The sequence below is a fragment of the Tichowtungia aerotolerans genome, from assembly GCF_009905215.1.
GTDB classification, from domain to species: Bacteria; Verrucomicrobiota; Kiritimatiellia; order Kiritimatiellales; family Tichowtungiaceae; genus Tichowtungia; species Tichowtungia aerotolerans.
Map to the genome: position 1 here is coordinate 1,353,386 of NZ_CP047593.1, position 21,210 is coordinate 1,374,595.

Genomic DNA, 21,210 nt, shown 5'->3' on the forward strand with positions numbered 1-21,210 from the left:
GATATCAGCAGACGGAGACTTACTCCTCGCCGCCGCGGACTTTACCCTGCTCGCGGCGTTTCTTGACCACGTCTTCAGCGATCGAGAACGGCACGGCTTCGTAGTGTTCGAAGGTCATGCTGAAGGAGGCGCGTCCCTGGGTCAGCGAGCGCAGGGTGTTGGAGTAGCCGAACATTTCGCTCAGCGGAACGTATCCCTTGACGATTTTCATGCCGCCGCGCTCGTCCATGGACTCAATGCGGCCGCGGCGCTGACAGATCGTGCCGTTGACGCCGCCCATGTATTCGTCGGGCGTGGTGATTTCAATCGACATGACCGGCTCGAGCAGTTCCGGCTGGCCTTTCATCATGAGCTGCTTGAAGCCCTGACGACCGGCAATCTGGAACGCGAAGTCGGAGGAGTCGACATCGTGGTAGGAACCGTCGGTGAGGCGGACCTTCATGTCGACCACCGGGTAACCGGCATACGGACCGGATTCCATCGCCTGGATAACCCCTTTTTCGACCGACGGGATGTATTCCTGCGGAATGCGGCCACCGACGATTTCGTTGACGAATTCGAAGCCTTTGCCCGGATCCTGCGGCTCAAGCGACATCACCACGTGACCGTACTGACCGCGACCACCGGACTGCTTGGCGTGCTTGTAGGAGCCTTCGCTCGGCGCCGTCGCGGTTTCGCGGTAAGCCACTTCCGGACGTCCGACTTCAGCAACCACGCCGAATTCGCGTTTGAGACGGTCGACGATGATTTCGAGGTGGAGCTCACCCATACCGGAAATGATGGTTTCGCTGGTTTCCTGGTCGAAGGAGACGGTGAAGGTCGGGTCTTCGTCGGCCAGGCGGTGCAGCGCCTCACCGAGCTTTTCGTTGTCCGACATCGTTTCCGGCTTAATGGAAATGCTGATCACCGGAGCCGGAAACTCCATGGCCTCGAGATGAATCTCATTGTCCTGCGTGCAGAGCGTATCCCCCGTCTTGGTGGCATCGAGTCCGGCCACCGCGACAATGTCACCGGCCACCGCCGCGTCGATCGCTTCCTGGCGGTTGGAGTGCATGCGGAGCAGGCGGCCGATGCGCTGTTTTTTCTGCTGGGTGCTGTTCCAGATGGTGGAACCGGCTTCCAGAGTTCCGGAGTAGACGCGCAGATAGGTCAGTTTACCCATGTGCTTATCGGACATAATTTTGAACGACAGCGCGGAGAAGACCTCGTTGTCGTCCACCTTGCGCTGGTTGTCCGGGTTCTTCGTGCAGATGATCGGCGGAATTTCGTTCGGAGCGGGCAGGATTTTGATGACGCCGTCGAGAAGCTGCTGAACCCCTTTGTTTTTGAAGGCGGAACCGCAGAAGACCGGCACCACTTCACGGGCGCAGGTGGCTTTGCGCAGAATGGTCCAGATTTCGTCTTCGGAGAGGTCGCCCTCTTCGAAGAATTTTTCCATCATGGCCTCATCCTGTTCGGCGCACTTTTCAACGAGGTTGTTGCGCCACTCTTTGGCGGACTCGAGAAGGTCTGCGGGGATATCTTTTTCATCCCATTCCATGCCCTTCGCGTCTTCGTTGAAGTAGAGGGCTTTCATGCGGATCAGGTCGATGACGCCGACGAAATCCTCGGAAGCGCCGATCGGAATGACCACCGGAACGGCGTTGGCGCCGAGCATGTTCTGGATGCCTTCGACGACGCCGAAATAATCCGCACCGATGCGGTCCATTTTGTTGACGAAAGCGATCTTCGGCACTTCGTAGCGCTCGGACTGATGCCACACGGTCTCGGACTGCGGCTGAACACCGCCGACCGCACAGTAGAGGGCGATTGCGCCGTCGAGTACGCGCAGCGCGCGCTCCACTTCCATGGTGAAGTCCACGTGACCGGGGGTGTCGATGAGAGAAATCATGTGGTCTTTCCACATGCAGGTGGTCGCGGCGGAGGTAATGGTGATTCCGCGTTCCTGTTCCTGTTCCATCCAGTCCATCGTGGCGGCGCCGTCATGCACCTCTCCGAGTTTATGGGAGCGACCGGTGTAATAAAGGATGCGCTCGGACACAGTGGTCTTTCCTGCGTCAATATGCGCCATAATCCCGATGTTGCGAACGTTTTTTAAAGGTACTTTTCTGGCCATGATCCTGCCCTCTTGTATATAATTTTTTCCTTATGCCTCAAATTAAAGCGGCGCAATATGGCGTTTCGCCCCGATCCCTTCAAGGCAAAATACGTTAATTTTCAGTTTTTCCGAACGAGGAAAAACCCCGGAAGAAACCAACAACGGGAAACTATTTTGCAGCTTTTTTGAGCTGACGCACCGTCACGGTCTCCTCATACAGCGCTTTTCCAACGATCGCGCCGGTCAAATTATCGCAGTTGAGCGCCACCAGTCGTTTGATGTCTTCAACGTTCGAAACGCCCCCGGAGGCGACGACGTCGCATTTTACCGCCGAACAGATCTTTCCCATTTCAAAGGCATTCACGCCGTCCATCATGCCGTCACGGCTGGTATCTGTATAAATAATGGTGCCGACTCCCGCGGCGTCGACCTTTTTGGCCAGATCCACCGCATTAACATCGGTGGTTTCCACCCAGCCCTTGGTCTGCACTTTACCGTCGCGCGCGTCGATACCGACCGCGATTTTATCTCCGCCGAATTTTTCAACCAGCCGCGTCAGTTCTTCCGGATGCTCGCAGGCGCGGGTTCCAAGGATGACCCGGCTCACGCCGGTCGCCAGCAGATTCTCGATATCTTCGTCCGTACGAATTCCCCCACCGATCTCAACCGGAATATGGACGGTCTTGCAAATAGCCTTCAATTCCTCGAAATGCACGGGCTTGCCGTCAAATGCACCGTCCAGATCAACCACATGCAGGAACTCCCCGCCTTCTTTCTGCCAGTGCTTGGCCATTTCGGACGGAGAATCCGAATAGACGGTTTCATCAGACGCAACGCCCTGCTTCAGCCGAACACACTTGCCGTCTTTCAAATCGATTGCCGGGATAATTGTAATCATCACATCTCCTTAAATAGAGCGGCCGCTCAAATACGGGCCGCTTTGGTTCAGCAGCTTTGCGCTCCGAAGTTTCGAAACATCTGCAGGCCGGCCGCCTGGCTTTTTTCTGGGTGAAACTGCGCGGCGAAAACATTGTCTTTCCAGACCGCCGAGCAATATTCGATCCCATAATTTGTCTGCCCCGCGACAATGGAGGCTTCGTCGGGTGCCACATAAAATGAGTGCACGAAATAAAAATAGGCGCGGTCATCGATGCCGTTAAACATCGGGCAGTCCGGCAGCGCCTGCGTCACCGCATTCCAGCCGATCTGCGGAACTTTGAGTTCCGGCGCTATGTCGAAGCGTTTTACGGTTCCTTCAAAAATCCCGAGTCCCTCGACGCCCGGCGATTCTTCTGAGCTTTGGAAAAGCGCCTGCAGGCCGAGGCAGATTCCCATAAACGGTTTGCCGGAATCAATCCAACCGCGAATGGCATCAACAAAGTTATGCTCGACGAGATGCGCCATGCAGTCGCCGAATGCGCCGACTCCGGGCAGAATAATTGCCCGGCAGTCATCAAACTGCTTCGGAACCGTCACAATCTGTGCGTCCAGCTCCAGAAATTTACAGGCATTGGTCACGCTTCCCAGGTTTCCCATGCCGTAATCTATGATTCCAATTTTGCTCATGAGGGGGACGTTGTAACCGCGAAGTCGGCGAAACACACGAAAAATGCGCCTTAAATTTTTCCAGCTATTGGAAAAATCCAGCCCCGTTTATCTTTGATGATGATTTATGAATAATATATTCTTGATGTAAACGAAACGGTTTAGAAAAGGAGGCCTGAATATGTTACGTCATGTGCTGTTTTTTCTGACAATGCTCTACCTTGCCTGTGCGGCGGCCCCGCCGGCCGCAGAACAACAGGCTCAGAATCTGAACGCAATCCTGCGTCAGGCAGACGAGGCGTACTATAATAAACACGAGTCGCTGATGAGCGATGCCGCGTACGACGCTCTCCGCGAACAATATGACCGGCTGATTACCGACTATCCCGAGCTGGCAAAAGCGCCCAGCGTCGGCGCCCCGCCGTCTTCGCAAGACCGCATCGCCCACCATTCTCCTGTTCTCAGCCTGCAGAAAGCCTATTCGGGTGAGTTTGTTTCCGGTTTTTTGGAAACATGCGGCCACCAGCATCTCTATTGTGTGGAGCCGAAACTGGACGGCCTGACGATTGTTCTTCGCTATCACGACGGATTACTCACGCGGGCCCTCACCCGCGGCGACGGAACAGCAGGAACAGATGTCACCGCCGCGGTTCTCGCCTCGGGCGCCGTTCCCTCTGCATTAAACAATGCTCCTTCCCGGCTGGAAGTCCGCGGCGAAGCTTTTTTGCCGCTGCCCGCTTTTGAAAAACTCAACAAACGCCGGAAAACCTGTGGCAAACCGCCACTGAAAAGTCCACGCAACACCGCGGCCGGAACATTGCAAATGAATGATTATGTCGAAATTGCCCGGCGCGGCCTTCAAATCCGGATTTTCGAACTGCTTGCTTCCGACACAGAACCGTCAACGCATACAGAGGCCCTCAGGCAGATCAACGCTCTCGGCCTCCCCGTCATTGAAAGCCGAACGGTTCCCGCGGCCGATGTTCCTGCCTCCATCGACCTACTGAATGAGCAACGCCCCTCCTTTCCTTTTTTGACAGACGGAATCGTCATACGCATCGATGACCGTTCCGTGTTTAAGCAGCTCGGCCGCACTGCGCACCATCCGCGCGGCGCTCTGGCCCGAAAATACAGAGAAACGCCAAAAGAAACACGCCTGCTCAACGTGGAATGGACACGCGGAGAAAGCGGCAGACTGACGCCGGTTGCCGTTTTTGAACCGGTCGAAATCGACGGGGCGACCATTCAGCGTGCTTCGCTTCATAACCAGAATTACCTCCGGGCCATGAACCTGATGATTGGCGACCAAATTCGCGTCATCCGCGCCGGCGGAAGCGTTCCGGAAGTGGTCAGCTGCAACCTTTCTGCGCGAACCGGCAGCGAATCTGAAATCCCCGACCCGCCAAAAAAATAAGCAAAAGTTTCCAAACTCTGGAACCGTGCGGTATGGTCAGCAGATACAATCATGAGCCGGTTTCTACAGATTTTTAAAGCCTGGAGCTGCAAACCTCCAGGTGCAGTGATTCGTGACTGGTGGTGTACGCTTCCACCCAAACCTTGGCCCGAGGAAGACCAAGAGGCGGTAAACAGGAATGATGCCATCTGCATTTGTCATCACTGCTTGACTCCCCAGGACCATTTAGGCTGGTTTTGTCCTGAATGCGGTGCGGCCACCGGGCCCTATAACAATTATATGCCTTTTGTGAACGTTTTCTCGACCGGCGAAGTTCTGCGAGCCGGAATTGATTCAAAGACCCGGTTTGCACGATGGGTTTATCCTGTATACTTTGTGGTTGGGCTGTTTGAGTATTTCGTTTTTGCTCCTGTCTACTGGTTCAGGCTGTTTCGAACCCGAAAACTGAAAACCGCGACTTATTCACCTGTAGATCATGAAAACAAATTATAAATATCTGTTCGGACCGGTTCCTTCACGACGGCTGGGGCGTTCGCTTGGCATCGATGTGACACCGTTTAAAACCTGCTCGCTGGATTGTATTTTCTGCCAGTGCGGCTGCACAACGTACCACATCACCGAACGCAGTGAGTTTGTGCCGTTCGAAGACGTCTGTACAGAACTGGAGCAATGGCTGGCACAGGATGGATGTGCTGATTACATCACGTTTGCCGGTTCCGGCGAACCGACACTCTACAGCCGGCTCGGAGAACTGATTGCTTTTATTAAGGAAAAAACCGAAATTCCGGTGATTGTTCTTTCCAACGGGACATTATTCCACCGCTCGGATGTCTGTAAAGAAACCGCTCTGGCCGATATTGTCAAAGTCAGCCTGAGCGCATGGAACGAACCGTCGTTTCAAAAAATCAACCGCCCGGCCTCCGGGCTTTCCTTTGCGGACCTGCTCGCCGGCGAACGAAACTTCCGAAACTGTTTTAATGGGCAGCTCTGGCTGGAAGTCTTCCTGATGGAAGGCATCAATTCGAAACCCGAACAGGTGCAGCAGATCGCAGAGCTTGCCAGGGAGATTGAGCCGGATACAATTCATCTCAATACAGCTGTTCGCCCACCTGCTGAAACCGGTGTAATGCCTGTCTCTGAAAAAGTCCTGTGTTCATTCTGTCCCTTATTTACACCTCCGGCAGAGATCATTGCATCGTTCGGCACGGTCTCCTCAGCCAACGAAAAAGAGGTTCATGCCGAAACACTGGCCGCATTGATTCACCGCCATCCGGCAACCGCGACACAACTGGCCGCCATTTCCGGCTCAGATGAAGAAGGAATCCGTGCGGCTCTGGCACCCTTAGTGGAGCAAAACCAGCTTCAGATTGAGGTGCGCAACGGAGAAGACTGGTATAAGTGATCAAAAAAAGGGCTTGCTCCGGCCGACCGGTTATGATTAAAAGGCCCGCTCTTTTAGCAAGGACTGTAGAAAAATGAAAAAAGATATCCATCCTGAATACAAAGACGCTGAGATTTCGTGTGCCTGTGGACACGTGGTGAAAACCCGTTCAACGGTCGAGAAAATGCACGTGAACCTTTGCTCCGCATGTCATCCGTTCTTTACCGGACAGGCTAAATTTGTTGACACTGAAGGTCGTGTTGACCGCTTCAACAAACGCTACGGAAGAAAGTAGAAACGTCTTTTTGCAACGCCGGACTTCATATGAAGCCCGGCCTTTTTGTGCCCGGCCATGATTGATCAAGCCTATCTCGATAATTTGCATGTCCGCATTTCCGAGCTCGAAACGGAAATGTCGCAGCCGGGTGTGGCATCGGATCAGCAGAAAATGCAGATGCTGATGCGCGACTACATGCATCAGAAAAACGTTGCCGCCGCCGCCGGGATCTTTCTGGCCCTGCAGGATACAATCTCTGAAAGCCGCGAATTACTGGCAGATACAGACACCGATGCAGAGCTGAAGGAAATGGCGGAAATGGAGCTGACCGAGGCAGAAGAAAAGCTTCCTGCCGCTGAAAAAGCCGTGATGGTCGCCCTGCTTCCTCCGGAACCGTCTGATTCCAAAAACGTTATCATCGAAATCCGCGCGGGCACCGGCGGAGATGAAGCTGCGATTTTTGCCGGCGACCTGTTCCGCATGTACAGCCGCTATGCGGAAACCAACGGACTGAAACTCTCATTAATGGACGTCAGTCCGTCAGAAGTCGGCGGCTATAAAGAAGTCGTGTTCTCTGTAGAAGGCGAAGACGTCTATAAACGCCTGAAGTATGAAAGCGGAACCCACCGCGTCCAGCGCGTTCCGGAAACAGAAACACAGGGCCGCATCCACACCTCCGCAGCCACCGTCGCAGTGCTGGCCGAGGTGGAAGACGTCGACATCGAGATCAAAAACGAAGATTTGAAAATCGACACCTACCGCGCCAGCGGCGCCGGTGGACAGCACGTGAACACCACCGACTCCGCCATTCGAATCACCCACATTCCAACCGGAACCGTCGTACAGTGTCAGGACGAACGCTCGCAGCACAAAAACAAAGCTGCCGCTATGCGCGTGCTTCGCGCCAAAATTTATGAGCAGCAGCAGGCTGCCATTGAAGCGGAACAGGCAGAAACCCGCCGTTCACAGGTCGGGTCCGGTGACCGCTCCGAAAAAATCCGCACCTACAATTATCCTCAGAACCGACTCACCGACCATCGCATCAATTTGACGCTCTATAAGCTCGACCGTGTTATGGACGGAGATCTTGATGAAATTTTCACAGCTCTGTACGAACATGACGTAGAGCTGAAGATCAAGGCTCAAACAAAATCCATTTAACGGTTTTGGGGGATAAGTTTATACAAACCGTCTGTTATTAACGGATTATGAAATACATTATCCCATACATTTAAATGTATGGGACATTTCGTTCATTAACAAAAACTGATTCAGGAGTTGTTTAGCAGCCGGGTATAAATTTCCGCAGCAGTGACAACCTGTTCAAAATCGACCGATTCATCACGAGTATGCGCTTTGGCAAGCTGTCCCGGGCCCAAAATCACCGACAAACATCCCGCATCTCGCAGCAAATTGGCATCCGAATGACTTTTGAATGCAGCAGGCTCCCAATTCATTTCCAAGGTTTGGAAAATTCGTTTCAATTCCTGCGCCAAAGCAGATTCCCGCGCCATCTCATAACCATCTGCCAGCGTCGGAAACTCAACGTCATATTTTGAGGCACGGCTTCCGGTCAGTGCCCTATCGATAAATGTGCGCAAGGCCTCCGCGTAGGCACAGGAACGAATCCCCGGAGGAATATGAAGGTCTATTGCGGCAGCGCAACGGTCCGGAACAGCAAACCCTGACTCTGAACTGTGCAAATCGCGAATGTTCAGCACGGTTTCGGGCTCACTGCTTTCAATTCGATCTTCGAGCTGGATCAGAAAACGCAGCATGGCGTGAATCGCGTTGGTGTCGCGACCGGACATCGCAGCGTGGCGTCGATACCCAAAAGCGCGTATGATCAGCTCCACATAACCATAATGCGCCATACAGGGTTTCAAATCGGTCGGCTCGGCCACGATAGCGGTCTGAAATGACCGCGACTGCAGTAAGGCCTGTGTGCCATCACCGGCCTCCTCCTCTCCAACCACCAAGGCCAGCAGCACATTATCCGGCAGAGTCCCCTGCTCCGCTGTACTCAGAAACGCCTCAATCATCGCGGCGCAGCCGCTTTTCATATCGGCTGTTCCCAGGCCGTGAACCAGCCCTTCTTTCTCTATAAACCCATAATGTTCAATATCATAAGCAGGAACGGTATCGATATGTCCAAGAAAAAGCTGATCAGGAATTCCGGTCCCCGAAGAAATAAGCAGATTATCTCGGGTTTCGTCAACTGACTGCCTCACCACGGACAAGCCACTCGCCTGAAGGCGTTCTTTGAGAAGATCGCTCAACTCCTCCTCTTTGCCAGACGGACTGTACAAATCGACCATATCTCTGAAAAGAGTATGCAAACGAGAACGGTTCGTCCGTAACTCCATTAAAATCAGCCTTCCTTATCGAGATTTAACGTCAGATAGACGTGTTCCGTTGGATTTTCAAAACCTTTTTGAGTGAAAAACCGGATTGCCGGATCGTTATCTGCCTGCGTATCAACCATCAACATCCGAACGCCTTCCGCGTCCATAATTTCACGGAAACGATCAAAAAGCTGCCCGGCAATTCCCTGCCGCGCACACTTCGGCTCAACCCCAAGCCACAGCAGGTGCCCATAACTCCACGCAGAACGCGCCTTATCAATAACAGTTCCCATTGCAAACCCGACCACCGTTTCATCATCCGTTTCTGCCACCAGAACATGCTCGGTTTCACTGTTGAACAGATGGGTCACCTCATATTCATCCCATGTCCGGTACAAGTTAGAAAAACCCTGAGAGGTAAACACCCTTTCGCCCAGATGGAAAATAGCGCTCAGATCATCAATCGTCGCAATTCGAACATTTATCTCTATCGCGTCCCCCATACGTCCCCCTTCTACGCATCAACTCAGCCTAAGTTGCCACAAAAAACAGAATGCCGAAAAAATGGCAGATACTGCCTGCCAACACAAACAGGTGCCAGATAGCATGAGCAAACCTGAGCCGCTGCCAAACATAAAAAACAACGCCCAGCGTATAACACAGTCCTCCAGTCGCCAGCCAGACAATCCCCATCACCGGAAGCGCCTTCAGCAACGGAACTATCGTGGCCACCACCATCCAGCCCATGGCCACATAACTCAAGGTCGACAGGATCTTAAAACGACTGATAAACAAAGCCTGGAACACGATTCCGACAGCGGCAATCCCCCAAACCACTCCGAACAGGCTCCACCCAAACGTTCCGCGCAGTGGAACCAGCAGATATGGCGTATACGTTCCGGCAATCAGCAGGTAAATCGCAGCATGATCAATAATATTCAAGACCCGCCGGACACGCGGCATGTGAATGCTGTGATAGAGTGTTGATGCCAGATATAAAATCACCAGTGTTGCACCGTAGATTGAGCAACTGACAACCTCCCAGACTCCGCGCCGCAAGCTTGCAAAGACCACCAGCAGAACCAGACAGGCGACACTCAGCCCAAACCCCAAGCCATGCGTAATCGCATTGGCAATATGCTCCGCAGGAGTTTCATGCCTTTCATCCGTTTTTAACGGTTTTTCGTATTTTTTCATCAATGAGGATTTTTTTTAAAAAGATTATTTAAGTTTGTTTTCATAAAAAACAGCCAGCCAGACCGTCCGGCCGCTTAAGTCCGTTTTTTCAACCCGATGCCGCTGTCCGGCCGGGATATTCACAAAATCGCCCGGTTTCAAATTGAGGCCCGGGCCGTTCTCAAACCCGAGTGTTGCAGAGCCCTCAACAAGCAATACCCATTCATGGTCGTCCTGATCGTACCAAAACCCATCCGGCGAACACTGACCAAAGGACACAATCCGCTCAATGCGGACACCGTCTGCATTCAACAGCTCTGTCAAAAGCTCTTGCGACGCACTCTCCGGGATCTTTTCCAGTAAATTCATCGCTACACGCATTAACATGAATACAGCCCTTTCTCCCGCTAAAAATATTCCAATGTTTGGAAAGCGTAGTATGGTGGCTTCTGGATATTTTCCAACCGTTGGAAACCGGTGCCTTCTGAAATTCGCGAAAATACGGCGAACGCTGCTCTGCACATGGTATTGTTCCAAACATTGGAAAATTCGGAAATAAATGCTCCAAACATTGGAAACAGGAGTCGCCGCAACAGACGCGGGGAAAGAGGTTTTTCCAGGCATTGGAAATGCCGGCTCATCCCGGGAAATCCCCGCGTTTTATTGCTGTGAAAATATACAGATGAAAAACCAATATGACGTCATTGTGGTCGGCGGCGGACACGCCGGATGTGAAGCGGCACTGGCCGCTGCGCGAATGGGAACCAAAACATGCCTGCTAAGTATAGACAAGTCTTACATTGCCCGCATGAGCTGCAATCCCTCCATCGGAGGAATTGCTAAATCACACATCACCTGCGAGTTAGACGCTCTAGGAGGCGAACAGGCCCGCAACACGGACTTCACCGCCATCCAGCTTCGAACCATCAATACCCGCAAGGGTCCGGCCGTTCAGGCACATCGGGCACAATGCGACAAAGCCCTCTACCCCGCCCGCATGCAGGCCGTTCTTGCCGGGCAGCCGAACCTCGACATTATCGAGGCTGAGGCCACCGGCATCTGGACCGAAAACGGACAGCTGCGCGGAGTCTTCCTGAACGGCAACGAACAGCTGGCCGCAAAGACCGTGGTGCTGACCGCCGGCACCTTTATGCGCGGACGGGTCATGATCGGCCAGGAAGTCGTCTACGAAGGCCGCTGGGGGGAAAAATCCGCAGATGATATATCATCGTCTCTGGAATCGCTGGGATTCGAACTGGGCCGGATGAAAACCGGCACCCCACCCCGAATTCACAAGGACTCCATCGATCTTTCAAACATGCAGATTCAGCCGGGAGACGAGCCGCCGCCGTTTTTTTCCCGCACCGCCCGCCGGCTGTTCCACGTGGAACAATCTGAAAGCAATGCCGGGGATGTTCCACGTGGAACATTGGATCTGCTGGGCCACACGCCCATTTCATCCTCAGAAAACGCGATGGGCGCCCAGGAGCAGCCCCCGGAGCGGTGTTCCACGTGGAACAAATGGGCGTCCGAGCTGTTTGCCCGCGGCGCAAACGCATTTGACCGGGACTTTCTGCTCTCCGCGCGCTTGCCGCAGATCCCATGCTGGTTGACCCACACAAACGAACGGACACACCAGATTATCGCCGACAATCTCAGGAAAAGCTCCCTGTACAGCGGACTGGTTGAGGGAACAGGTGTGCGCTACTGCCCTTCCATCGAAGATAAAATCGTCAAATTCCCACAGCGAACCGCACATCACGTCTTTATTGAACCCGAAGGACGCAACAATATCCGCATTTATCCAAACGGAACCTCCAACAGCCTCCCGGAGGATATACAGATCCAGATGGTTCAATCCATTCCCGGCCTGGAAAACGCGGCGTTTATTCGTCCCGGATACGCCATTGAGTATGATTATGCGCCGCCGACCCAGCTTTTCCACACCCTGGAAACCAAACAGATTGAAAATCTCTTCTTTGCCGGCCAAATCAACGGAACAACCGGTTATGAGGAAGCCGCCGGACAGGGATTTATTGCCGGAATCAACGCGGCAAGGCGCGCTATGGGCGAAACGGCCTTTGTGTTAGACCGTACAGAAGCATATATCGGGGTTTTAATCGACGACCTGGTTACCAAAGGAACCGATGAACCGTACCGCATGTTTACCTCCCGCGCCGAACACCGGCTGACTCTCCGGCAGGACAACGTACATTTCCGCCTGTTTGATCGCGCCAAAGAGCTGGGCATTGTTTCACAGTCCGATCTGACCGAAACTGCAGCGAAAAAGAAACAGATTGATACTGAAATCGCCCGGTTGGAAAAAACATTCCACGACGGCTCCTCCCTGGCTCAGACATTACGCCGCCCGGGCAATAATTATGCCGGACTTCCCGGCGAGAAACCGGACCTGCCGCCGGATGTTATCGAGCAAGTCGAAGTCTCCGTGAAATATGAGGGCTACATCAAACGGGAGCAGGGGCGCATTGCCAGCTCCCGGTCTTTGGAAAAAATGCGCATTCCAAAGCATCTCGACTACGATGCAATTACAGCCCTGCGTTTTGAATCTCGCGAAAAGCTCAAGAAGATCCTTCCTGAAACCCTCGGTCAGGCCTCGCGCATATCCGGCGTAAACCCGGCCGATATTTCCATCCTGTCCGTCTGGATCAAGGCAAATCGATAATCATTACAAGTTATCAACAAACAGGATATACATCCGGATAAAAATATTTAAGACTTGTAAAATCTGATTTTATAATAAATTCCAAACCCTCAAAAACCGCCACACCGGTGCAACATCGCCATTCCAAGGAATGGCAAACCAGAACAGATGAAGAACAATGATTGCTATGCAATTTAGGCCTTCGTTACAGCAATCGGGTTTTTCTGAAAGACACGTACTGGACGGGCAGAACCGGATGCGTTATGACCTTTTTGAAGAGGAAAGATATGACTAAACAACTGATCCGTTTCCTGCTGGTCTGCGGAGCAATCAGCTTTGCAGAAAATGTACGCACAGAGGAATCACTCAACGGTGTCCTTTGGATGCAAACCTCTGCCGAATATCGGGTTTCAACGGTTCAGGCTTTCCGAACAGCATCCGTGCGGGTTCAGCAAGCATTGCGAGACCGTTCCATTACCGCCGCACTGGAACAACCTGCTGATTACCAAGATCTTCCGCCCGCAGTAATTGTAGATGTTGATGAAACCGTCCTGGATAATTCCCCATTTCAGGCCCGTCTGATAGAAGCCGGGCAGGAATTTTCTCCCGCGCTGTGGCAAAACTGGGTCCAGGAAGCTCAGGCAAAAGCGGTTCCCGGAGCAAAAGATTTTATCGAGTTCCTTAAAGGGCAGGGGATTGCTCTTTTTTATGTAACAAACCGTGAACTGAAAGAGCCTACCCTTAAAAATATTCGCGCGGTTCTCGACCCGGATACCGAAGCTGATCACGTCCTGTGCAAATATGAACAACCGGAGTGGGGCTCAGACAAAACACCGCGGCGCGCACTGATTGCTGAAACTCATCGAGTTATTTTACTGATCGGCGATGACTACAATGACTTTACCGCTTTAGGAAAAACCGATGCAGTCGAACGTGCTCTTCTGGCAGAAAAATATCAGGCAAACTGGGGTACACGCTGGATTATGATCAGCAATCCGCTCTACGGAAACTGGGAACGAGCTCTCTATAATTACAACTATCGTCTACCCCGGCAGGAGAAAACCGCCCAAAAACGCCGTCAGCTGCAAACCATCAAGTCCCTCGAAAAAGACTAACCGTTCCGAATCAGCTGCGTCGTTTTTTCTCTTCTAAATCCGGGCGGGGACGAGGGACCAGTTTCAATTCAACCGGAGCACCTTCGAGACCGAAGGCTTTGCGCAACTGATTAATAAGATAACGCTTATAGGTGTCGGTTGCACGTAACGTGTTGTTCACAAACAGCTTAATAAAAATCGGTTTCGTGCCGGACTGCGTGGCGTAGTAGACCTTAAGCGGACGACCTTTGACGATCGGCGGCGGGTTTTTCGCCATGGCATCCTGAATCACCCGGTTGAGCACGCCGGTGGTCAGCTTGGTTTCAACCTGACCCGCAACATAATCGATCGTATCGATACTTCGTTTGACGTTATAGCCGGACTCGGCGGAAATGAAGAGCAGGGGAGCAAACCCCAGAAACGGCATCTCTTTGCGAAGTGCCGGCTCATATTGGGTTTGCGTTACACCGTCCGCTTCTTCCGCCAAATCCCATTTATTAACCATCAGCACACAGCCTTTTTTGGCTTCCATGATTTTGGCGGCAAGTTTCTTGTCCTGTAGCTTCGGTCCCTCAGAGGCATCCATCAGCAAAACGACCACATCGGCGCTGTCGATACTTTCCTCTGCGCGCATATTGCTGTAATGCTCAACCGCACCGGAACGACGGTTACGACGGTTGACGCCGGCGGTGTCGATCAGCTGATAATGCCGTGCCTGCGGCCCTTTTCCGATTGTGAAAGGAATCTCAATACTGTCGCGGGTGGTTCCGGGAATATCGGAAACAATCACACGATCCCCTTTGAGCAACCGGTTGATGTATGAAGATTTTCCAGAGTTCGGACGGCCAACCACCGCCACACGCAGCGGATCGCGATCTTCCGGTTTCTCACCTTCCGGTAATTCCGGAAGAACCGCTTCCATCAGAGCGCTGATCCCGCGATTGTGAAGAGCGGAAACCGGAAACACCGGAAACCCGAGCGCATCAAAGCCGTATGTTTCTTCGTCTCGGGAGGCATTGTCTGCTTTGTTGGCGGCAATAAAGACGGGGCGATTTGCGCGATGCAGAACGCGCGCAACCTCCTCATCCATCGGCATTATCCCGGCGGTCAGATCAACCGTGAAAATAATCACAGCAGCATCGGAAACCGCCACTTCCACCTGCTCATTGGTACGATTCACCAGCACATCGCCGGTCGGGCGGGAGTCGATCGTTCCGAGTCCACCGGTGTCAATCAGCTCAAAGTGTTCCTCGTTCCATTCCGTTTCACAAACAACACGATCGCGAGTGACGCCTTCCTGCTCGTGCACGATAGAAACGCGGCGTCCGATAATCCGGTTGAACAGCGCGGATTTTCCGACGTTTGGACGGCCTACAATGGCAATAGTTCGGGTCTGCTTTAACTCACTCATTAGTATTTCCTTATAAGGGCGGCACATTGAAGGGGAAGTAGCTTGCAAAAGCAATCTTCTTTGTTTAAATCCGTATTTAAATTCAATCTAAACAAGGAGGTTGCCATGGCTCAGGTTACATTTAAAGGATCACCCGTTCAAACCGTCGGAGAACTTCCCGGCGCAGGAAACCCAGCTCCGGATTTCACGCTGGTCAAACGAGATCTTTCTGAAACCTCATTGTCCAACTACAAAGGTAAAAAACTTGTCCTGAATATTTTCCCGAGCATCGACACCGGCGTTTGCGCCGCTTCTGTGCGGGTGTTCAATTCTCAGGCAACCAACCTGGAAAACACTGCTGTTCTTTGCATTTCAGTCGACCTCCCGTTTGCGCAGGAGCGCTTCTGCGGCGCAGAAGGAATCGAAAACGCAGAAACCGTTTCGGCTTTTCGTTCCGATTTCGGAAGCGCCTACGGCGTAACCATTGCCGACGGGCCGCTGGCCGGGCTATTCTCCCGTGCCGTCGTTGTCATCGACGAAGATGGAAAAGTGGTCTACACAGAACAGGTTCCGGAAATTGCCCAGGAACCGGACTACGATGCTGCGCTTGCCGCGTTGAAATAAAAGAGGTGCGCCATGAAAAAACTGCTGCGACTGTTTGCCGGGGTTACCGCGACCGCCGGAGCGGTCGCAGCCGGTTCGGTGTATGATTTTTCTGCAGAAACCATCACCGGCGAACCACAATCACTTGCCCAATACAAAGAGCAGGTGCTGCTGATTGTCAACACCGCCAGCAAATGCGGGTTCACCAAACAATACGCCGGGCTGCAGGACCTGTATGAGAAATACAAAGACAGCGGTCTCGTCGTACTCGGCTTCCCGGCCAACAACTTCGGCGGACAGGAACCCGGTACCAACCAGGAAATTGCGCAGTTCTGTTCCACGCGCTTCAACGTCACCTTTCCAATGTTTGGAAAAATCTCGGTAAAGGGCGACGATATCGATCCGCTCTATGCCTGGCTGACCGCGCACCCCAACGGAGCCAAGGTCTCCTGGAACTTCAATAAATTCCTGGTCGGCCGCAATGGCGATTTGATTGCGCACTTCGGAAGTCGTACCGCGCCGGATGATCCCAAACTGACCGAAGCCATCGAAAAAGCCCTCGCAGAACCGGCTCAGAATTAAACAACCGGTTCTGTCAGCCATTTCCAGTAGCGCACCGGCATCCACTGCCGCTGCAGGCCCGGGTTCATGCGCTCGCGAATGGTCGCGGACCGGAAATAGGTCTGCCAAAGCTGCTGGACTTCATCCTCGTTTTCCGAGGTTTGGAAACTCTCCGGCGGAGCCACATAATCCACACTGTCCCGATTCCAACCGATAGCCAGGTTGCGGCGCATATCGTGAATGATTCCGCGCTCGCCGGGCAGCCGGCGGCGGAAGTGATGCGCCAGCGGCAACAGCACCTGATGGTCGGGCTCGACCGGGGCCCACAGTGTGCCGTCATCCAGCTCGCGGAAACGCAGCAGTCCTTTCAGCCGATGGATTTCGCCACCGACCTTTTGCGACACATCGTGAACCGCTTTCACCGCCGGGTTGGCGTGCCAGCGATCGACGTCTTTTCCGCGAATCAGGCCTTCGCGCAGATAAAAGTAGAGCGAAAGGTCCAGATTCGGCAGGTCTGAGAGCAGGACATACATCACATGCCGAACAGCTTGAGACGAAATATCCTCACGTATCCGCCGCATGAGCTTACGGGCCGCAGCGTCATCGCTTTCAACCAGCACATCGCTTCCGAAAAGCGAAACCTGATGTCCCGCTTCCGGCTGAATATCCTCCGGTGTCAGCGAATCAGCCAGCGCAACCGAAAGAGCACTCAACCGCCCGTCAATGGAACCATTGTGAATATAGGTGATCACAACGGCAGCTCCAACTGGTTCGGGGCCGTCCGGTTGCGAGGGCCAGACGCCATCAGGATTTGGCGAACTGAGGCACGCGGCATACGCAATGCATCCAGCGGATCGCGCCCGGCGCAGGTAATGAAAAACTGTGCGCGCTTCATGACGACGCCGAATTTGGACAGGTCTTCACGGCGAAGGGCGGCGATGCGGCGCGAGGTTACCATGCGCTGGGCCGAACGGAATCCGACGCCCGGAATCCGCAGAAGCTCTTCGTAGTCCGCGCGGTTTACATCGATGGGAAAGCGCTCGGGGTGCCGCAGCGCCCAGGCGGTTTTGGGGTCGAGCTGTTCATCGAGAAACGGTGCATCGGCGGGCAGAATTTCATCGCAGGCGAAACCGTAGAGGCGCATCAGCCAGTCGGCCTGGTACAGCCGGTGTTCGCGCAGCAGGTGAGGGCGGGTGCCGGTTACGGCCGGGTTGACTGGAATATAAGAGGAAAAATAGACGCGCTTCAGGTCGTAATGACGGTACAGGCTGTCCGAAAGCGTCAGGATACGTCGGTCGTCTTCCGGAGTTGCCCCAATAATCAGCTGCGTACTTTGTCCGGCCGGAGCAAACATGGGCGCCTTTTTATGTTTTTTACGCTCTGCGCGGCTCTCGGTGATTCCTCGGCCGATGCTTCTCATCGGCGTCAGGATGTCGGTTTTGGTTTTCTGCGGTGCCAGTTTTCTGAGCGAATCTTCCGATGGCAGCTCAATGTTGACGCTGATTCGATCGCAGCAAAGCCCGGCGCGGCGGACCAGCTCATCACTCGCGCCTGGAATCGTTTTTAAATGGATGTAGCCGCCAAAGTGCTGTTCGCGGCGGAGCATTTCCACCACTTTGACCAGTCGTTCCATGGTATAATCTGGGCTTTTTTCGACGGCGGAGCTGAGAAACAGGCCCTCAATGTAGTTGCGGCGATAAAAATTCATGGTCAACTCGACCACTTCCTCCGGCGTAAACGACGCCCGAGGCAGGTCATTGGAGTAGCGGCTGACACAATAGGCGCAATCGTAGACGCAGCGGTTGGTAAACAGAATTTTGAGCAGCGACACGCAGCGGCCGTCCGGCGTCCAGCTGTGGCAGATACCGGACGAAGCCGCTTCGCCGGTGCCGCCGCGGTTTTTACGCGACGATCCGCTCGACGAACACGAAGCATCGTATTTCGCCGCATCGGACAGGATGGCGAGCTTTTGCTGGACAGTCATGGTACCCTATGAACGTTTTCCGGGGAGAGGAATCCAATTATACAACGGAGGTCAACCGTCATGAAACACGTAATTATATTAACTGTTTCTATACTGATGATAGGAGGCGTTATGGCTGAGACACAAAAAGCAACCTTTGCCGCCGGCTGTTTCTGGGGCGTGGAATCCGCATTCCGAACCGTGGACGGCGTCATCGACACACAAGTCGGCTATTGCGGAGGATCGACCGACAACCCGACCTATAAACAGGTGTGTACCGGCCGAACAGGACACGCTGAAGCGCTTGAAATCACATTTGATCCAAATGTGATTTCCTACAAACAACTGGTCGAGCTGTTCTGGCGAGTGCACGATCCGACGCAGGTAAACCGCCAGGGACCGGATTTCGGTACACAGTACCGCTCGATGATTTTTGTTCATTCGCCGGAACAGAAAGAGATCGCTGAAAAATCAAAAGCAGACCTCGCAGCCTCGGGAAAATACAGAAAACCGATTGCCACACAGATTGTGCCCGCCGGCACATTCTGGCGCGCCGAAGAATATCACCAGCGCTACTTTGAGAAGAATGGAGGTCCGGTCTGTCACTTTTTCAGCGAGCCATAATCCAGAGGCAAACCTTTCTTTTCCAGACCTTGAAAAAACCCGCGAACTCTCATAGAATGAATTCCGCCGTTTGGAAACTCCCTGAAATCCGTGATTCTATCGCCTTGCTTTTCCGGCCCAACAGCGTACATTCGCGCGACTTTTTTGAGAAGCGACAGAGCCGCTTCGGTTATTTGTTATCGGTTAGTGAAGTTTTGGTAAAGTGCCTGAACCTCCAACCCCGGTTAATTGATAACCGGTAAATGATAACTGTTTTACAAAATAAAAATATGAGAAACGAAAACATTCGCAATGTGGCAATTATCGCGCACGTCGACCACGGCAAAACCACGCTGGTCGACCAGATTATCAAACAGGCCCATATCCTGCGCGACAGCGAGTTTCAGGAGTGCATGCTCGACAGCAACGACCTCGAGCGCGAGCGCGGCATCACCATTCTTTCCAAAAATATCAGTGTTGTTTACAACGGCGTGAAGATCAACGTCATCGACACTCCCGGCCATAGCGACTTCGGCGGGCAGGTGGAGCGCGTTCTCAACCTGGCCGACGGCGTGCTGCTGCTGGTCGACTCTGCCGAGGGTCCGATGCCGCAAACCCGCTTCGTGCTGGATAAAGCGCTGGAACTGAACCTCAAGCCCGTTGTAATCGTCAACAAAGCAGATAAACCGGACGCCCGCTGTGATGAAGTTCACGATATGGTTTTCGACCTTTTCTGCGAACTGGAAGCCAATGACGACCAGCTCGACTTCCCCATGCTCTACGCCTCCGGCCGTGACGGCTGGGCGGTCAAAGACCTTGATGATCCCCGCGATTCCATCAAGCCGATCATGGACGCTATTGTTGAGCATATTCCCGGCCCGCCGGTTCATGAGGGTGCTGTACAAATGCAGGCCACCACGCTCGACTATAACGACTATGTCGGCCGTATCGGCATCGGCCGCGTCTACCGCGGTACGCTCGACCTGAAAACTCCGGTTTCCATCGTCAAACGCGACGGAACCGTGCGCCCGGTTCAACTCAAGGAAATCCATACATTCGAAGGTCTCGGCCGCGTCAAGAAAGAGTCCATCGAATGCGGCGACCTGTGCGCCATTTCCGGAATTGTCGATATCGACATTGGCGACACCATCGCCGACCGCGAACATCCGGAAGCCCTGCCGCTGATCGCGCTTGATGAACCGACCCTTTCCATGACCTTCCGCGTCAACGACAGCCCGTTCTTTGGAAAAGACGGAAAATACGTCACCAGTCGTCACATTCGCGAGCGCCTGCTCAAAGAATGCGAACGCGACGTGGCTCTGCGCGTTGAAGAAGCCGGCGGAGACAGCTTTATTGTCAGCGGTCGCGGCGTACTTCATCTTTCAATCCTCATCGAAAACATGCGCCGCGAGGGCTTTGAACTCACCGTCGCCCAGCCGCAGGTGATCTACCACGAAAAACACGGCAAAAAAGAGGAGCCGATTGAAATTCTCACCGTCGATGTCCCTGATGAATTCGCCGGAAAAGCCATTGAGCTGATCGGAACACGACGCGGAGAAATGGTACGCATGGATCAGCATGGAGTCCGCAAAAATATTGTTTTCCACATTCCGACCCGCGGGCTGATTGGGATTCGAAGCAAACTGATGACCGCATCGGCCGGCGAAGCGGTTGTTTCGCATCGCTTTGTGCACTACGGCCCCTTCGCCGGAGAAATTGAAACGCGCAACAACGGCGTACTGGTCAGCATGGGCAACGGCGCAGCCGTTGCCTACGCTATTGATGCTCTGCAGCAGCGCGGCGTCTTCTTCATCGATCCCGGCGAAGAGTGCTACGAGGGAATGATCGTTGCCGAGCACTGCCTGGACAAAGACCTGCCGGTTAACGTGCAGAAAGCCAAGCAGCTCACCAACGTCCGCGCTTCCGGAACCGACCGCGCAATGAAAATCGCTCCGGCCCAGAAGCAAAGCCTGGAAGAGGCGCTCGAATACATCGCCTCTGACGAACTGGTGGAAGTAACACCGAATCATATCCGCCTGCGTAAGCGCTGGCTCACCGAAAACGAGCGCAAACGCATGGCAAAAAAGTAAGGCGTACT

20 protein-coding genes are annotated in these 21,210 nt (G+C 53.5%); 10 read left to right on the forward strand and 10 right to left on the reverse strand.

Translation table 11 applies throughout. The features are described 5' to 3' along the window. Window positions 1–19: 19 nt before the first annotated feature. From fusA to hisH, 3 genes are all read right to left on the reverse strand, one after another. Entirely contained in the window at window positions 20–2,116 is a 2,097-nt protein-coding gene (gene fusA / locus GT409_RS05735; protein WP_160627809.1) for an elongation factor G, read from the reverse strand. A 151-nt stretch (window positions 2,117–2,267) separates the two neighbouring features. Next, entirely contained in the window at window positions 2,268–2,996 is a 729-nt protein-coding gene (gene hisA / locus GT409_RS05740) for a 1-(5-phosphoribosyl)-5-[(5-phosphoribosylamino)methylideneamino]imidazole-4-carboxamide isomerase (protein WP_269844984.1), read from the reverse strand. Window positions 2,997–3,043: 47 nt separating this feature from the next. After that, complete coding sequence (hisH, locus tag GT409_RS05745; RefSeq protein ID WP_160627813.1) at window positions 3,044–3,664, reverse strand: imidazole glycerol phosphate synthase subunit HisH; 621 nt, start codon at window positions 3,662–3,664, stop codon at window positions 3,044–3,046. A 160-nt stretch (window positions 3,665–3,824) separates the two neighbouring features. Here hisH and GT409_RS05750 point away from each other — a divergent pair, with 160 nt between their 5' ends. The 4 genes from GT409_RS05750 to prfA all read left to right on the forward strand — a co-directional run bounded on the left by GT409_RS05750 (window position 3,825) and on the right by prfA (window position 7,876). Then, window positions 3,825–5,057 carry an NAD-dependent DNA ligase gene (locus tag GT409_RS05750; RefSeq protein WP_160627815.1) on the forward strand — a complete coding sequence of 411 codons (1,233 nt, stop codon included), beginning with the start codon at window positions 3,825–3,827 and terminating at the stop codon, window positions 5,055–5,057. 475 nt (window positions 5,058–5,532) lie between these two features. Continuing rightward, on the forward strand, window positions 5,533–6,459 hold the full coding sequence (locus GT409_RS05755) for a radical SAM protein (protein ID WP_160627817.1): 927 nt from the start codon (window positions 5,533–5,535) through the stop codon (window positions 6,457–6,459). A gap of 73 nt (window positions 6,460–6,532) precedes the next feature. Further along, entirely contained in the window at window positions 6,533–6,733 is a 201-nt protein-coding gene (gene rpmE, locus GT409_RS05760) for a 50S ribosomal protein L31 (protein ID WP_160627819.1), read from the forward strand. A 57-nt stretch (window positions 6,734–6,790) separates the two neighbouring features. Further along, window positions 6,791–7,876: a peptide chain release factor 1 gene (gene prfA / locus GT409_RS05765; RefSeq protein WP_160627821.1), complete on the forward strand. Its 1,086-nt coding sequence runs from the start codon at window positions 6,791–6,793 to the stop codon at window positions 7,874–7,876. Window positions 7,877–7,986: 110 nt separating this feature from the next. Here prfA and GT409_RS05770 read toward each other — a convergent pair whose 3' ends face one another. From GT409_RS05770 to GT409_RS05785, 4 genes are read right to left on the reverse strand one after another with little or no spacing between them, the layout of a single operon-like run. Further along, window positions 7,987–9,081, reverse strand: coding sequence for a M20 family metallopeptidase (locus GT409_RS05770; protein ID WP_160627823.1), 1,095 nt, complete (start codon window positions 9,079–9,081; stop codon window positions 7,987–7,989). Between the two features lie 5 nt (window positions 9,082–9,086). Beyond that, entirely contained in the window at window positions 9,087–9,563 is a 477-nt protein-coding gene (locus tag GT409_RS05775) for a GNAT family N-acetyltransferase (RefSeq protein WP_160627825.1), read from the reverse strand. Window positions 9,564–9,591: 28 nt separating this feature from the next. Beyond that, window positions 9,592–10,257 carry a PAQR family membrane homeostasis protein TrhA gene (trhA, locus tag GT409_RS05780; protein WP_160627827.1) on the reverse strand — a complete coding sequence of 222 codons (666 nt, stop codon included), beginning with the start codon at window positions 10,255–10,257 and terminating at the stop codon, window positions 9,592–9,594. 24 nt (window positions 10,258–10,281) lie between these two features. Next, window positions 10,282–10,623, reverse strand: a complete 342-nt coding sequence (locus GT409_RS05785) for a cupin domain-containing protein (RefSeq protein ID WP_233231620.1) — start codon at window positions 10,621–10,623, stop codon at window positions 10,282–10,284. Between the two features lie 295 nt (window positions 10,624–10,918). Between GT409_RS05785 and GT409_RS05790 the strand changes: the two genes are divergently transcribed. Continuing rightward, on the forward strand, window positions 10,919–12,919 hold the full coding sequence (locus tag GT409_RS05790) for a tRNA uridine-5-carboxymethylaminomethyl modification enzyme MnmG/GidA (RefSeq protein ID WP_160627829.1): 2,001 nt from the start codon (window positions 10,919–10,921) through the stop codon (window positions 12,917–12,919). A 266-nt stretch (window positions 12,920–13,185) separates the two neighbouring features. Further along, window positions 13,186–14,013, forward strand: a complete 828-nt coding sequence (locus GT409_RS05795; protein ID WP_160627842.1) for a 5'-nucleotidase, lipoprotein e(P4) family — start codon at window positions 13,186–13,188, stop codon at window positions 14,011–14,013. Between the two features lie 10 nt (window positions 14,014–14,023). Here the strand turns inward: GT409_RS05795 and der are convergent, their stop codons facing one another. Continuing rightward, window positions 14,024–15,403: a ribosome biogenesis GTPase Der gene (gene der / locus GT409_RS05800; RefSeq protein ID WP_160627844.1), complete on the reverse strand. Its 1,380-nt coding sequence runs from the start codon at window positions 15,401–15,403 to the stop codon at window positions 14,024–14,026. A gap of 105 nt (window positions 15,404–15,508) precedes the next feature. Between der and tpx the strand changes: the two genes are divergently transcribed. After that, the gene (gene tpx / locus GT409_RS05805; protein ID WP_160627846.1) at window positions 15,509–16,006 is read left to right on the forward strand and encodes a thiol peroxidase; all 498 of its coding nucleotides are present in this window, start codon (window positions 15,509–15,511) and stop codon (window positions 16,004–16,006) included. Window positions 16,007–16,018: 12 nt separating this feature from the next. Next, window positions 16,019–16,567: a glutathione peroxidase gene (locus GT409_RS05810; protein ID WP_160627848.1), complete on the forward strand. Its 549-nt coding sequence runs from the start codon at window positions 16,019–16,021 to the stop codon at window positions 16,565–16,567. Here the strand turns inward: GT409_RS05810 and GT409_RS05815 are convergent. Then, complete coding sequence (locus tag GT409_RS05815) at window positions 16,564–17,298, reverse strand: TIGR03915 family putative DNA repair protein (protein WP_160627850.1); 735 nt, start codon at window positions 17,296–17,298, stop codon at window positions 16,564–16,566. The two genes, GT409_RS05810 and GT409_RS05815, sit on opposite strands and share 4 nt — an antisense overlap. Further along, on the reverse strand, window positions 17,295–18,530 hold the full coding sequence (locus tag GT409_RS05820; RefSeq protein ID WP_160627852.1) for a putative DNA modification/repair radical SAM protein: 1,236 nt from the start codon (window positions 18,528–18,530) through the stop codon (window positions 17,295–17,297). The genes GT409_RS05815 and GT409_RS05820 overlap by 4 nt, the downstream gene beginning before the upstream one ends. A 111-nt stretch (window positions 18,531–18,641) precedes the next feature. Here GT409_RS05820 and msrA point away from each other — a divergent pair, with 111 nt between their 5' ends. Next, the gene (gene msrA / locus GT409_RS05825) at window positions 18,642–19,133 is read left to right on the forward strand and encodes a peptide-methionine (S)-S-oxide reductase MsrA (protein ID WP_160627855.1); all 492 of its coding nucleotides are present in this window, start codon (window positions 18,642–18,644) and stop codon (window positions 19,131–19,133) included. 269 nt (window positions 19,134–19,402) lie between these two features. Then, window positions 19,403–21,202 carry a translational GTPase TypA gene (gene typA / locus GT409_RS05830; protein ID WP_160627857.1) on the forward strand — a complete coding sequence of 600 codons (1,800 nt, stop codon included), beginning with the start codon at window positions 19,403–19,405 and terminating at the stop codon, window positions 21,200–21,202. Window positions 21,203–21,210: the final 8 nt, after the last annotated feature.